The following is a 13,322-nucleotide window of genomic DNA, read 5'->3' as shown; positions in this document are numbered from 1 at the left end:
CTATTTCACTGTGCTCATGCAGTTCCGACAACGGTGCCCACCCCGTTTTGGCAGATGGTGGGTGGTCCGGGTACATTGGACGGCAGTCATCGACGAGTTCGATTACTACCCAATCCGTTCTACCGAAGACCGTTGGTCGTCGAGCCCGCATGGGTTCGATCGAAGGTCCGGCGACATTGCCGGCGGCCCACGCAGGGAGAACCGAGGCTGGGGAACCCGATCCGGGCCATCGCGCCGGGATCGATGATTCCTATTGCGCCCCGGAACGCCTTGCGTCCGGGGCGTTTGTTTTGTCGCCGTCCCTGATCGGTAGTTCGTCACGAACCGACCATCAGAGAGGAGGCGAAGTATGGCGAAACCCGAGAAGGTCACTGCGGTCGAGGAGATCGCGGAGCAGTTCAAGAGCTCGACGGCCACCGTTGTCACGGAATACCGTGGCCTGTCGGTCGGCAAGCTCACCGAGCTGCGGCGCGCGCTCGGCGCCGGAGCCACGTACTCCGTCGCCAAGAACACCCTGGTCAAGCGTGCCGCCGCCGAGGCGGGCGTGGAAGGTCTCGACGAGCTGTTCGTCGGCCCGACCGCGATCACCTTCATCAGCGGTGAGCCCGTCGACGCCGCGAAGGCCCTCAAGACCTTCGCGAAGGACAACAAGGCGCTCATCATCAAGGGCGGCTACATGGACGGCGCTGCGCTGTCCGTGGCCGAGGTCGAGAAGATCGCCGACCTGGAGTCCCGCGAGGTCCTGCTGGCCAAGCTGGCCGGTGCGATGAAGGGCAACATGGCCAAGGCCGCCGGTCTGTTCAACGCTCCCGCCTCGCAGGTGGCCCGCCTGGCCGCCGCGCTCGTGGAGAAGAAGCAGGCCGAATCCGGTGGCGAAACCGCTGCCGCTGAATAACCCCGGCGCGGCCTGGGCGTCAGGCCCGGAGGCGGCAGCCTGCGTAACCACGCAGGGCCCGCGCAGGTCGCACATCGGACACGGGGTGATTCGCGCGCGATTCGCCCTCGACGACAACAACTACCGAAAGGAACAACATCATGGCCAACGTTGACGAACTGCTCGAGACCTTCGGCAACATGACCCTGCTCGAGCTGTCGGACTTCGTCAAGAAGTTCGAGGAGAAGTTCGAGGTCACCGCGGCTGCTCCGGTCGCCGTCGCCGCTGTGGGTGGCGCTGCCGCTCCGGCCGACGCCGCCGAAGAGCAGGACGAGTTCGACGTCATCCTCGAGGGTGCGGGCGACAAGAAGATCCAGGTCATCAAGGTGGTCCGCGAGATCGTCTCCGGCCTGGGCCTGAAGGAAGCCAAGGACCTGGTCGAGGGCGCCCCGAAGCCGATCCTGGAGAAGGTCGCCAAGGAGGCCGCCGAGGCTGCCAAGGCGAAGCTGGAAGAAGCCGGCGCCAAGGTCTCGGTCAAGTAATTCCGACCGATATCGCCGACGGGCGGTCCCCCTCTCGGGGGACCGCCCGTTTGCTATTTACGAAGTCCTTCGCCAACAATCCGGAAATTGCGAGTGAAACGAGGTTACTCTTCAGTCAGGTTGGGGTGTGCCCCGTCTCGGTCATGAGATACAGTGGCCGAACCCACTGTGACGTGACACACCGCGGAACCCAGCACGCGGTTCGCCGGTGGGCTGCTCGCTGAATAATTCTGGAGGTTGGCGTGGGCGTCGAGGTCAGGACCGAGGGTGTTACGAAGTCCTTCGGTTCGCAGCGAATTTGGCAGGACGTCTCCCTGACGCTGCCGTCCGGTGAGGTCAGCGCGCTGCTCGGCCCGTCGGGTACCGGTAAGTCGGTGTTCCTGAAGTCGCTGATCGGACTACTGCGCCCCGAGCGTGGCTCCATTTATATCGGCGATACGGACATCACCACGTGCTCCAACAAGGAGCTCTACGAGATCCGCAAACTTTTCGGCGTGCTGTTCCAGGACGGCGCGCTGTTCGGTTCGATGAACCTCTTCGACAATGTCGCCTTCCCGTTGCGCGAGCACACGAAGAAGTCGGAATCCGACATCAAGAAGATCGTCATGGAGAAGCTCGAGCTGACCGGTCTGCTCGGCGCCGAAGGCAAGCTGCCCGGCGAGATCTCCGGCGGTATGCGCAAGCGGGCCGGCCTCGCCCGCGCCCTGGTGCTCGACCCGCAGATCATCCTCGTCGACGAGCCGGACTCCGGCCTCGACCCGGTGCGCACCTCGTACCTGAGCCAGCTGCTGATCGATATCAACGCACAGATCGACGCCACGATTCTGATCGTCACGCACAACATCAACCTGGCCCGCACCGTGCCGGACAACATCGGCATGCTGTTCCGCCGCCAGCTGGTCATGTTCGGCCCGCGCGAGGTGCTGCTCACCTCCGAGGAGCCGGTGGTCAAGCAGTTCCTCAACGGCCGCATGCAGGGCCCGATCGGCATGTCCGAGGAGAAGGACGAGGCCCAGATGGCGCGCGAGCAAGCGATGTTCGACGCCGGCCATCACCACGGCGGCGCCGAAGAGGTCGAGGGCATCATCCCGCAGATGCAGGCGACCCCCGGCATGCCGGTGCGCCAGGCCGTGCTGCGCCGCAAGGAGCGCGTCCGCGAGATCATGCACACCCTGCCGCACGCGGCTCAGGTCGCGATTCGGGAATCACTTGCGCAGAACGACGACACGCAGGTGATGGCCTATAACAACAGCGACCTCGGCAGTTACCAGAGCGGCGCGTACGACACCACGACTAGACCAAACCCAACTAACGGGTAACATCTGCGATCGTGAATTCCTCCCTGGCGCGATTGCGGACTCCACTGGAGTCGGGGTTCGGCCAGGCCGGCAACATTTTTGCGCTGTTCCTCGACGTGCTGCGCAAGACGTTCCGCCGGCCGTTCGAGTGGCGAGAGTTCATCGAGCAGTCGTGGTTCATCGCGAGTGTCTCGATCCTCCCCAGCGCACTGGTGGCTATCCCGTTCGGTGCCGTCGTCGCGTTGCAGACGGGTTCGTTGATCAAGCAGCTCGGCGCTGAATCGTTCACCGGCGCAACGAGCGTGCTCGCCACCGTGCAGCAGGCGGCCCCGGTCGTCACGTCGCTGATCATCGCGGGCGCGGCCGGGTCGGCGGTGGCCGCCGATCTCGGCTCGCGCACCATCCGTGAGGAGATCGACGCGCTCGAGGTGCTCGGCATCGATCCGATCCGCAAGCTGGTGGTGCCCCGGGTGCTCGGCATGGCCCTGGTCGCGCTGCTGTTGAACGGCCTCGTCTCGGTGGTGGGTATCGCCGGCGGCTACTTCTTCAACGTGCTGTTGCAGGGCGGCACGCCGGGCGCCTACCTGGCTTCGTTCTCCGCGCTGGCCCAGCTGCCCGACCTGTGGATCGGCGAGATCAAGGCGCTGATATTCGGTGTGATCGCCGGTGTGATCGCCGCGTACAAGGGGTTGCATCCGAAAGGGGGCCCGAAAGGAGTAGGTGAAGCGGTGAACCAATCCGTGGTGATCACGTTCTTGGTGCTGTTCTTCGTGAACCTCATCCTGACGCTGGTGTACCTGCAGGTCGTCCCCGCCAAGGGCGCCTGACCGGTGGCCACCCAGTACCGCAACCCTGCTCTCGCCAAATCGCTCCGCCGGGCGGGAAATATCGCGCGATCACCGCTGAAGGTGATCGACCGGGCGGGCGAGCAGATGTCGTTCTACTCGCGCGCCATCGCCTGGATTCCGCGCACCGCCGTGCATTACCGCAAGGAGGTCATGCGGCTGCTCGCCGAGGTGACCTTCGGCAGCGGCGCGCTCGCGGTGATCGGCGGCACCATCGGCGTCATCGTGTTCATGTCCGGGTCGGTCGGCGTCGTGGTCGGTCTGCAGGGCTTCAAAGCCCTCGACGCGCTCGGCAGCTCCGTGCTCACCGGCTTCCTCACCGCCTACATCAATACCCGTGAGATCGCGCCGCTGGTCGCGGCTTTGGCGCTCTCGGCGACGGTGGGCTGTGGTTTCACCGCGCAGCTCGGCGCCATGCGGATCTCCGAGGAGATCGATGCGCTCGAGGTGATGGCGGTGCCCGGTGTGCCGTTCCTGGTCACCACCCGCGTGATCGCCGGCTTCCTCGCGGTCATTCCGCTGTACATCGTCGGCCTGCTCGGCACCTTCCTGGCGTCCCGGATGATCAGTATCTGGTTCAACGGGCAGTCCAGCGGGTCCTATGACCACTACTTCAGCCTGTTCCTACCACCAGAGGACGTGCTCTATTCGTTCCTGAAGGTGTTGGTCTTCGCCTTCGTGATCATCATGGTGCACTGCTACTACGGTTTTCACGCCACCGGCGGACCCGCGGGCGTCGGGGTCGCGGTCGGTCGCGCGGTGCGCGCCGCGATCGTGCTGGTGAACGTGCTCGACTTCTTCCTGAGCCTGGCGATCTGGGGGACGACCACGACTGTGCGGGTGGCGGGATGAACCGCGTGCAGCTGTGGCGCTCGACCGAGAAGCTCCGGGTGCGACTGCTCGGCATCGCCTTCTTCGTGGTGGTCGCGCTGTTCCTGGCGACCACCATCGCGATCTACAACAAGCAGTTCGTGAAGACCGTCGACGTCGACCTGGTGACCGACAGCGTGGGCAACGCGCTGACCAAGAACGCGGACGTGAAGGTTCGCGGCGTCACGGTCGGCGAGGTGCGTTCCAGCCGTTCGGACAACGGCAAGGTGACCTTGAACCTGGCCATCCAGCCGGACAAGGCCGATCAGATCCCGTCCAACGCGACCGCGCGCCTGCTGCCCAAGACCCTGTTCGGCGAGCGCTATGTGGATCTGATGATCCCGGCCGAGCGCAGCGCGACGCATCTGACCAACGGTGTGACGTTGCAACAGGACAAGAGCGGCAACGCGATCGAGCTGAGCAAGCTGCTCGACGATCTGATGCCGCTGCTGCAGGCGATCCCGCCGCAGGATCTCGCCGCCACCCTCGGCGCGCTCTCCCAGGCGCTGTCCGGTCAGGGCCTCGCGCTCGGCGAGAGCGTGGACAAGCTCGACACCATCTTCCGCGAGGTCAACGGCGTGCTGCCGGACCTGCAGGACGACCTGCGCAGCTTCGCCACGGTGGCAGCCACCTACTCCGACGCGGCGCCGCAACTGGTGCAGGCGCTGGACAACCTGCGCACCACCAACGCGACCATCGTGCAGCGCCGCTGGGATATCGACTCGCTGTACGCCGTGCTGACGCCGACCTCGTCGGACACCGCCGACTTCTTGGTGGCCAACCGCGACAACATCATCGATCTGGCCGCGGACTCGCGTCCGCTGCTGGAGGACCTGGCCACCTACTCGCCGACCTTCCCGTGCGCGATGGCGAACTTCGCTCAGCTCAAGCCGCGCATCGACCGAATCCTCGGCAAGGGCGAGGCCCAGCCCGGTTCCCGGGTGACCATCGAGCTGACCAACAACCGCGGCAAGTACCTGCCCAACCAGGACGAGCCGCGGTGGCTGGACACCCGTGGGCCGTGGTGCATTCCGGAGAAGCCGCTCGGCGTCGATCCGGGGCAGTACACCACCGGCGGTCCGAGCAACGACGGCTCCTACGCCGTCCCCAGCCGCAACCCCGGCGATATCAACGCGGGTCAGATGTCACCGCCGCAGTACGGCGTGTACCCGGCGGCCAGTGTCGCGACCATCGCCGGTTCGCCCATGGAGCAGCAGTCGCTGGGCGCGATCTACGGTGCGGCCCAAGGCGTTTCGCCTGATCAGGTGCCGAGCTGGGTGACCAGGGCCGGTGCGCCCGCGTTCCGCGGCAGCGAGGTGAGCGTGCGATGAACGGGTTCAAACAGCAATTGCGCGGCCTCGGCGGGCCGCTCACCAAGTTGATCGTCTTCGTCATCGTGACGCTGTTCGCGACGACGGTGCTCGCGCTGTCCATCGCGAACTACAGCGGCGGCGGTACCGCGTTCAAGGCCCGGTTCACCGATGTCACCTCGCTGAACCCGGGCGACGAGGTGCGCGTCGCGGGCGTGCGGGTCGGCAAGGTCACCGATGTCTCGATCGTGGACAAGCGGCTGGCCGAGGTGAAATTCGAACTGACCGACCGCGATTGGCTGCCCGCCTCGACCATCGCCACCATCCGGTACCGGAACCTGGTCGGCCAGCGCTACATCGCGCTCGAGCAGGGCACCGGCGAGCAGGGCCGCAAGCTCAACAAGGGCGGCACCATCCCGCTGGAGAACACGCGTCCCGCGCTGAACCTCACCACGCTGTTCAACGGTTTCCGTCCGCTGTTCCGGACGCTGACCGCCGATGACGTGAACAAGCTCTCGTTCGAGATCATCCAGGTGTTCCAGGGCGAGCAGGGCACCATCCACGATCTGGTGACCACCACCGCGAGCTTGACCAACAAGATCGCGGACAAGGACGCCGTGATCGGCGAGCTGGTGCGCAACCTGACCGCCGTGCTCGACACCGTGAACAAGCGCGACGATCAGTTCGATCAGCTCATCGTCAATACCGAAGCCCTGGTCAGCGGGCTGTCCGCGGAACGCGACACCATCGGCCGCTCGGTCACCTCGCTCGGCAACCTGGCCTCGGCCACCGGCGATCTGCTGGTCCCGGTGCGGCCGACCCTGCAGGGCTCGATCGCTGGCCTGAGCCAGCTCACCGGCACGCTCAACGAGCGCAAGGACGAGGTCAACGAGGCTTTGACGAACCTGCCGCTGAAAATGGAAAAGCTCGGGCGCGTGGGCAGTTACGGCTCCTGGTTCCAGTTCTACCTGTGCGGTATCGACATCGTGGTCGGGCCGGGCGCGGTGGACGCGCCGCAGCTCAACCTGCCCGCCGGGCTGCCGACGATCAACCAGCCGCTGTACACCAACGCCGCGCCGCGCTGCTCCGGGAAGGCCCGCTGATGGACGACCGCGTATTGCTCGGACGCCGCAGCCCCGCTTTCCTCGGTGTGCTCGGATTGGTGCTGGTGCTGCTGGTGACGATGTCGGCCTTCTTCTTGGACCGGCTGCCGATCATCGGCGCGGGCACCAAGTACACCGCCGAGTTCTCCGAGGCGGCCGGCCTGAAGAAGGGCAACGAGGTCCGGATCGCGGGCGTCAAGGTCGGTGCGGTGGACGACGTCCGGCTCGACGGCGCCAAGGTGCTCGTCGACTTCCGGACCCAGAACGCCTGGATCGGCAGCGAGACCACCGCCTCGATCCAGATCAAGACGGTGCTCGGGCAGAAATATCTGGCGCTGGACCCGAAGGGGTCCGGCACCGCCGATCCGAGCAAGCGAATCCCGTTGTCGCGCACCGTCGCTCCGTACGACGTGGTGGACGCGTTCACCGACGCCGCGAAGAACATCGACCAGATCGACACCGCTCAGCTGGCCACCAGCATGCGGGTGCTCTCCGACGCGTTCGCGACCACGCCGCCGGAGATCCGCGGTTCGATCGATGGCGTCGCCCGGCTCTCGGAGACGCTGGCCAAGCGCGACGAGCAGCTCAAGAAGTTGTTCGCGGCGACCAGGCAGACCACCCAGGTGCTGGCCGATCGCAACGCGGAGTTCGAGCGCCTGCTCAGCTCGGGCGGGCAGCTGCTGGCCGAGCTGAACATCCGGCAGCAGTCCATCGCGCAGCTGCTCGACGGCGCCAAGACCGTGTCCGCCGAGCTCACCGCCCTGGTGCACGACAACGAGGAGCAGATCGGCCCGGCGCTGAAGAACCTGCGCGGCTCGATCGATCTGCTGAATGCCAACCAGCAGAACATCTCCAAGACCTTGGAGCTCGCGGCACCGTTCTACGGCATCTATGCCAACGTGCTCGGCACCGGTCGCTGGTTCGACGCGGTGATCGTGAACCTGATTCCGCCCGCCCTGCCCGACATCCCCGGCAACCGTCCGCCGATCCGCACCATGGGAGGTAACTGACATGGCGGATCGGCTGACCGCGCTGCGGAATTCGAGCCGCGGGACCAAGGTCGCGATCGCGCTGGTCCTGGTGGCCGTGCTGATCGTGGTCGGGGTGCTGTGGTGGCTGTTCGACCGGATGACCACCACCAAGATCACCGCGTACTTCGATCGTTCGGTCGGCATCTACGAGGGTTCGGACGTGCGGATCCTGGGCGTCCCGGTCGGTTCGGTGGATTCGGTCGAACCGCAGGGCGATCAGGTCAAGATCGTGATGAGCGTCGATCGCCGCTTCGACGTGCCCGCCGACGCGCGGGCCGCGCAGATCACGCCCTCGATCGTGTCCGACCGCTACATCCAGCTCACCCCGGTGTACACCGGCGGGCCGAAAATGCCGCGCACGGCGACCATTGCGCGCGATCGCACGGTCACCCCGGTCGAGGTCGACCAGCTGTACAAGAGCATCACCGAACTCTCGGATGCGTTGGGCCCCAACGGCGCCAACAAGGAGGGCGCGGTCAACGACCTGGTCCGGACGGGCGCGGCGAACCTGGACGGCAACGGCGAAGCGCTGGCCAACAGCCTCACCCAGCTGTCCAAGGCGGCCAAGTACCTGTCCGACGCGCGCGGTGACATCTTCGACACGGTCAAGAATCTGCAGACCTTCGTCACGATGCTGGCCCGCAACGACGCGCAGGTGCGCCAGTTCAACGTTCAGCTCGCCGATCTGTCCAGCTTCCTCGCGAACGAGCGTGACGATCTGGGCGCCGCGCTGAATCTGCTGTCCGTCGCGCTCGGCGATGTCGCCCGATTCATCGACAACAACCGCGAACTCATCGCCAGCAATGCCGAGGGCCTGACCCAGCTCACCGAGACGCTGGCCAAACAGCGCGACGATCTGGCCGCGGCGCTGCCGGTGCTGCCGGTGGCGCTGAGCAACCTGATCAACATCCACAACGCCGAATCCGGCACCCTCGACATGCGGGCCAACTTCACCGACCTGCAGGATCCGTTCGGCGTGATGTGCAAGCTGGTCGACGTGTCCAAGCTGCGGCCGGGCGATCCGCAATTCGAGGCGCTGGGCCGGCAGATGCGCCCGATCCTGGAGCACTGCCAGGAGATCTCCGATCAGATCACCGCGGGCGTGAAGACGCCGACGCTGATCCTGCCGTTCGGCATTCTCAGCAACGAGAACCAGCAGCGCGCTCCGGTGCCCGGCACCGTGCCCGGCACGCCGTCGGACCAGCTGCCGCCGTCCCAGGGAGGTGCGCGGTGAGTAGCCGAATCCGTTCCGTCACAAGAGGTTTCGGTATCGCGCTGGCGACCGGCCTGGCCGCCGCGCTGGTCACCTCGTGCGCGTCCGACGGCATCTACAGCGTCCCGCTGCCCGGCGGCGCGGACGTCGGCGACCATCCGATGCGCATCGACATCCAATTCGACGACGTGCTCGATCTGGTGCCGCAGTCCGCGGTGAAGGTGGAGGGCGTGCCGGTCGGCCGGGTCGAGGACATCACCATCGGCAAGGACCAGTGGACCGCGACGGTGCGCACCGTCGTGAACTCCTCGGTGGACCTGCCCGACAACGCGCATGCCGAAGTGCGGCAGTCGAACCTGCTGGGCGAGAAGTTCATCGAGCTGTCCAAGCCCGCCGATCCAGCCGCCGCGAAGCTGCGCGACGGCGCGGTGATCACGGTCGACCGCACCCGGCACGCCACCGAGATCGAGCAGGTGCTCGGTGCGATGTCGTTGCTGCTCAACGGCGGTGGCGTCGCGCAACTGCAACCGATCGTCACCGAGCTGAACAAGACCCTCGGCGGCCGGGAGGAGCGGGTGCGCTCGCTGCTCGAGCAGGCCAACACGTTGATCAAGGGTCTCGACGATCAGGTCAACGACATCACGCGGGCGCTCGACGGCCTCGACGTGCTGAGCAGCCGGGTCAGTCAGCAGACCGAGCAGATCGGCAAGATCCTCGATGAACTGCCCGAGGGCGTGCAGATCCTGGAGCAGCAGCGACCTCAGCTCGTCGGGTTGCTGACCCAGCTGGATCGGGTGGGGCAGGCCGGTTTCGACGTGCTCGACCACTCGAAGGACGATCTGATCCGCGACCTCACCTCGTTGCGCCCGACACTGCAGGAGCTCGGTAAGTCCGCGCCGGACCTGGTCACCGCGTTCCCGCTGATTCCGACCTATCCGTTCCCGGACTCCACGCTGGAATCCACCTTCGGCGGCTCGGTGAACACCTGGCTGTCGGTGGATCAGCAGATCGGCGTCACGCTGAGCAATCTCGGTGTGGGCAAACCGAATCCGGAGTACATCCCGCCCACCTTCGGTCCGCAGGTGCCGGTGAATCCGACCAATCCGTATTACAACGGCAACGGTCCGCGCGCGGGCTGGCCGACGATCTCGATCCTGCCGTTGCCGCCGAACATGGCCCAGCCGCCCGCGCCGGGCGTGCCGCCGAACCCGGTCGGGGCGATTCTGGAGCAACTGGGAGTGGGTGGTCCGCGATGACGAAGTTGGTGCGCTGGCAGCTGCTCGCGTTCGTGGTCGTCGCGGTGGTCGGCGTGGTGTTCGTCGGCGCCAAGTACATCCGGCTGGACCATATGCTCGGTTTCGGCCAGTACGGCGTGAAAGTGCAGGCAGACCAGACCGGCGGCATCTACAAGGGCGCCGAGGTGACCTATCGCGGCGTGCCGGTCGGCCGGGTCGGCACCCTGGAACTCACCGGCGACGGCGTGCTGATGAATCTGATCATCGACTCGGATTCGCCGGAGATCCCCGCGTCCGCGAAAGCCGTGGTGGCCAACCGGTCCGCGATCGGTGAGCAATACGTCGACCTGCAGCCGGACACCGATTCCGGGCCCTACCTGCGCGACGGCTCGGTGATCACCTCGGCCACCACGCCGGTGCCGGTGCAGCAGCTGGTCGCCAGCGTGGACACGTTCACCCGCTCGGTCGATCTCGCCGCGCTGAACACCACCGTGCGCGAACTCGGCAAGGCGTTCAACGGCAAGGGCGATGACCTGCAGGTCTTCGTCGATTCGCTGAACAAGTTCACCACCACGTTCAACGAGACGCTGCCGCAGACCATTCAGCTGATCCGGGACGGCAAGGTCGCGCTCGGTACCCAGGCCGAGCAGTCCGACGCGATCCGTCAGTTCAGCGACGGCTTGGACAAGCTCACCGCGCAGTTGCGCTCCAGCGACCCGGATATCCGCAGGTTGATCGGTACCGGCAACGACGCGGGCCAGCAGATCGGCGCGCTGCTGCACGAGAGCGGCGGCGCGCTCACCCAGGACCTGGGTAACCTGCGTCAGCTGCTGCTGGCGATCTCGCCCAAGTTCTTCGCGATCCGCCCGCTGCTGCAGATGATCCCGCAGCTCTCGATCGGCGGCTCGTCCACCGCGCCCGGCGACGGCACCACCCACTTCGGGCTCGTGCTGGAAACCAACAATCCGCCCGCCTGTACTGTCGGGTACGAGGGAACGCAGCGGATTCTCGAGCAGATGAAGGCGCAGAATCCCGATTTCGACGACACCCGCGACGAGTTCCCGTTCAACAAGGATGCGAAATGCCTTGTGCCGCAGGGTAACCCGACTGCGGTGCGCGGCGGCGAGCGGGCCGCGCTCGCCGATCCGAACATCGTGCAGCCCTGGGACAACACCCCCAAGACCGATCCGGAACGGCTCGACCTGAGCCCGATCGCCATCCAGATGGCCACCCTGATGGGCGTCACGGCGAAGCGGTGACCGGACCGACGACGTTAGGTGAATACGCGTGAGCGAAGCGAAGGAATTTTCGAGGCGTAGCAGTGAGTGATGTGGACACGGCGGACGCGGCGCAGGCCGAGGGGGCTGCTGCCGTGGACATGAAAAAGGACAAGAAGGACACAGCTCCGGATTCGGGTGCGCGGGCCGGGTCCGGGATCTGGCGCACTCTCGTGCTGGCCGGCTCCGCCGTGCTGCTGGTCGTCGCCCTGGTCGCCGCCGTCTGGTTCGGCGCGGGCTGGATCCGTGCCGCGGTCAGCGACGCCCCGCGCGCGGACGCCCGCGACAACGCCCTCGATGCCGCCCGCCAGGCCGCGCTCAACATGACCTCGATGAACCTCGACGACGTGCCGGGCTCGCTCGCGCTGGCCCGCTCCTCGATGACCGGCGCGCTGCTCGAGTCGGCGGAGAAGAACAAGGATCAGGCCGAGCAGCTCGCAAAGCAGACGAACGTCGGCATGACCTCCAAGGTGCTCGGTGCCGCCGTGACCACACTGAACAGTGAAAAGGACAAGGCCTCCGCACTGGTGGTGCTGCAGGTGACCGAGCTCGGCAAGGACAAGCCGCCGGCCGAATACCGCTATACCTGGAATGTCGACGTCGCCAGAACAGGCGAGGTGTGGAAGGCCGAGCAGATCTCCTCGCTGAGTCAGCCGGTGCTGCTCAGCGGTGGGCAGGGTCAGCCGCCGCAGCCGCCCGCCGGTGATCAACCGCCGGCCGAGCAGCCGCCCGCCGCGCCGAAACCGGGATCGTAGGAGCGACATCATGACTTCTCGTAAGCCGGTCAACCGGCTCACGCCCAAGCGGCAACCCGGCGCGGAACAGCAGTCGCGGAGCAGTGCGTCACGCACCGGCACGCCGCGCAACACGCCGGTCCGCAAGCCGCGTGTGACGAGTACTGCCCGTCCGGTCGGCAAGCGGCAGGCGCGCGCGGAACAACGCCCCGCGCCCGCGCGTACCCGCACGGCACGGATCCGCCCGCCGCGGACGCCGCGATCGGGCCGTTCGTTCTGGACCCTGGTGGCGGGCTGCCTGATCGCCGCGGTGTTGCTCGGCGGATTCGCGGTGGTTGCCGCGCTGCGCCCGGGCGTGGACGACTCGAATCGGGCGTTCGTCGACAACAAGGCCACCGAAGAGGTGCGGGCGGCCGCGGACCACGCATTGAAGACCGTCTACGCCTACGACGTGAAGAACATCGACGGGTACCGGGACGCGGCCAAGCAGGTGCTCACCGGCAAGATGCTCGCCGATCTCGACAAGTACGCCGACACCACCATCTCGGCGGTGAAGCAGGCGCAGACGAGCGCGGACGCCAAGGCCGATCCGATCGGCGTGACCTTGCTCGCCGACGACCGGGCCGAACTGCTGGTCAACCTGGTGGTCAGCGCGACCAAGAACGGCGTGGCGCAGCAGAGCGTCGCAGGTCCGATCGTGCTGCACATGCAGAAGGTGGGCGATCGCTGGCTGGCCAGCGACATCGTCGACCAGTGATCGGTCGCTCTCGCGCCTACTTGACGAGTTTCGCCCGACCAGTCACGCTATTCACAACAGCGGCAGCTGTCACAGTGGGTTCCTAGCGCCCCGTCGTCCTCGACGCAGCCAGCGATTCGGACACGGCGCGCCAGCCACGTGAATGTGCGCACGGGTGGTAGGTTGACACCCCCGTGACGATTGGTGTACGGTTGGACGTTGCGCTGGCTGCCTCCTGTCCATACCTCGATTTG

At 66.3% G+C, this 13,322-nt stretch carries 13 protein-coding genes; all 13 read left to right on the top strand.

Translation table 11 applies throughout. The annotated features are described in order from the left end of the window. The first annotated feature begins 349 nt into the window (after window positions 1–349). The 13 genes from rplJ (at window position 350) to O3I_RS38545 (ending at window position 13,089) form a co-directional block, all read left to right on the top strand. On the top strand, window positions 350–895 hold the full coding sequence (gene rplJ / locus O3I_RS38605; RefSeq protein WP_014988492.1) for a 50S ribosomal protein L10: 546 nt from the start codon (window positions 350–352) through the stop codon (window positions 893–895). 140 nt (window positions 896–1,035) lie between these two features. Further along, the gene (rplL, locus tag O3I_RS38600) at window positions 1,036–1,416 is read left to right on the top strand and encodes a 50S ribosomal protein L7/L12 (RefSeq protein ID WP_014988491.1); all 381 of its coding nucleotides are present in this window, start codon (window positions 1,036–1,038) and stop codon (window positions 1,414–1,416) included. Between the two features lie 242 nt (window positions 1,417–1,658). Then, window positions 1,659–2,735, top strand: coding sequence for an ABC transporter ATP-binding protein (locus tag O3I_RS38595; RefSeq protein ID WP_014988490.1), 1,077 nt, complete (start codon window positions 1,659–1,661; stop codon window positions 2,733–2,735). An 11-nt stretch (window positions 2,736–2,746) separates the two neighbouring features. Next, window positions 2,747–3,541 (top strand): MlaE family ABC transporter permease, encoded by a 795-nt coding sequence (locus tag O3I_RS38590; RefSeq protein WP_014988489.1) that lies wholly within the window; start codon window positions 2,747–2,749, stop codon window positions 3,539–3,541. A 105-nt stretch (window positions 3,542–3,646) separates the two neighbouring features. Then, the gene (locus O3I_RS38585; protein ID WP_226887528.1) at window positions 3,647–4,411 is read left to right on the top strand and encodes an ABC transporter permease; all 765 of its coding nucleotides are present in this window, start codon (window positions 3,647–3,649) and stop codon (window positions 4,409–4,411) included. Further along, complete coding sequence (locus O3I_RS38580) at window positions 4,408–5,760, top strand: MCE family protein (protein ID WP_014988487.1); 1,353 nt, start codon at window positions 4,408–4,410, stop codon at window positions 5,758–5,760. The genes O3I_RS38585 and O3I_RS38580 overlap by 4 nt, the downstream gene beginning before the upstream one ends. Next, on the top strand, window positions 5,757–6,842 hold the full coding sequence (locus O3I_RS38575; RefSeq protein WP_014988486.1) for an MCE family protein: 1,086 nt from the start codon (window positions 5,757–5,759) through the stop codon (window positions 6,840–6,842). The genes O3I_RS38580 and O3I_RS38575 overlap by 4 nt, the downstream gene beginning before the upstream one ends. Then, the gene (locus tag O3I_RS38570) at window positions 6,842–7,852 is read left to right on the top strand and encodes an MCE family protein (RefSeq protein WP_014988485.1); all 1,011 of its coding nucleotides are present in this window, start codon (window positions 6,842–6,844) and stop codon (window positions 7,850–7,852) included. Before O3I_RS38575 ends, O3I_RS38570 begins: the two co-directional genes overlap by 1 nt. A gap of 1 nt (window position 7,853) precedes the next feature. Next, the gene (locus O3I_RS38565; protein WP_014988484.1) at window positions 7,854–9,107 is read left to right on the top strand and encodes an MCE family protein; all 1,254 of its coding nucleotides are present in this window, start codon (window positions 7,854–7,856) and stop codon (window positions 9,105–9,107) included. After that, complete coding sequence (locus O3I_RS38560) at window positions 9,104–10,342, top strand: MCE family protein (RefSeq protein WP_014988483.1); 1,239 nt, start codon at window positions 9,104–9,106, stop codon at window positions 10,340–10,342. Before O3I_RS38565 ends, O3I_RS38560 begins: the two co-directional genes overlap by 4 nt. Next, the gene (locus O3I_RS38555; RefSeq protein ID WP_014988482.1) at window positions 10,339–11,580 is read left to right on the top strand and encodes an MCE family protein; all 1,242 of its coding nucleotides are present in this window, start codon (window positions 10,339–10,341) and stop codon (window positions 11,578–11,580) included. The genes O3I_RS38560 and O3I_RS38555 overlap by 4 nt, the downstream gene beginning before the upstream one ends. Before the next feature lie 62 nt (window positions 11,581–11,642). Further along, on the top strand, window positions 11,643–12,353 hold the full coding sequence (locus tag O3I_RS38550; protein WP_014988481.1) for a hypothetical protein: 711 nt from the start codon (window positions 11,643–11,645) through the stop codon (window positions 12,351–12,353). A 10-nt stretch (window positions 12,354–12,363) separates the two neighbouring features. After that, the gene (locus O3I_RS38545; protein ID WP_014988480.1) at window positions 12,364–13,089 is read left to right on the top strand and encodes a hypothetical protein; all 726 of its coding nucleotides are present in this window, start codon (window positions 12,364–12,366) and stop codon (window positions 13,087–13,089) included. Window positions 13,090–13,322: the final 233 nt, after the last annotated feature.

This window comes from Nocardia brasiliensis ATCC 700358, from assembly GCF_000250675.2.
In the GTDB taxonomy this organism is placed as follows: domain Bacteria; phylum Actinomycetota; class Actinomycetes; order Mycobacteriales; family Mycobacteriaceae; genus Nocardia; species Nocardia brasiliensis_B.
The sequence above is the reverse complement of the archived record's forward strand: the minus strand, read 5'-3'. Positions and strand labels throughout refer to the sequence as shown.

Bases quoted from the DNA above. Each gene is read 5' to 3' on its own strand.
- rplJ (WP_014988492.1), top strand. From the start codon at position 350: ATGGCGAAACCCGAGAAGGTCACTGCGGTCGAGGAGATCGCGGAGCAG.
- rplL (WP_014988491.1), top strand. From the start codon at position 1,036: ATGGCCAACGTTGACGAACTGCTCGAGACCTTCGGCAACATGACCCTG.
- O3I_RS38585 (WP_226887528.1), top strand. From the start codon at position 3,647: ATGTCGTTCTACTCGCGCGCCATCGCCTGGATTCCGCGCACCGCCGTG.
- O3I_RS38580 (WP_014988487.1), top strand. From the start codon at position 4,408: ATGAACCGCGTGCAGCTGTGGCGCTCGACCGAGAAGCTCCGGGTGCGA.
- O3I_RS38575 (WP_014988486.1), top strand. From the start codon at position 5,757: ATGAACGGGTTCAAACAGCAATTGCGCGGCCTCGGCGGGCCGCTCACC.
- O3I_RS38570 (WP_014988485.1), top strand. From the start codon at position 6,842: ATGGACGACCGCGTATTGCTCGGACGCCGCAGCCCCGCTTTCCTCGGT.
- O3I_RS38565 (WP_014988484.1), top strand. From the start codon at position 7,854: ATGGCGGATCGGCTGACCGCGCTGCGGAATTCGAGCCGCGGGACCAAG.
- O3I_RS38555 (WP_014988482.1), top strand. From the start codon at position 10,339: ATGACGAAGTTGGTGCGCTGGCAGCTGCTCGCGTTCGTGGTCGTCGCG.
- O3I_RS38545 (WP_014988480.1), top strand. From the start codon at position 12,364: ATGACTTCTCGTAAGCCGGTCAACCGGCTCACGCCCAAGCGGCAACCC.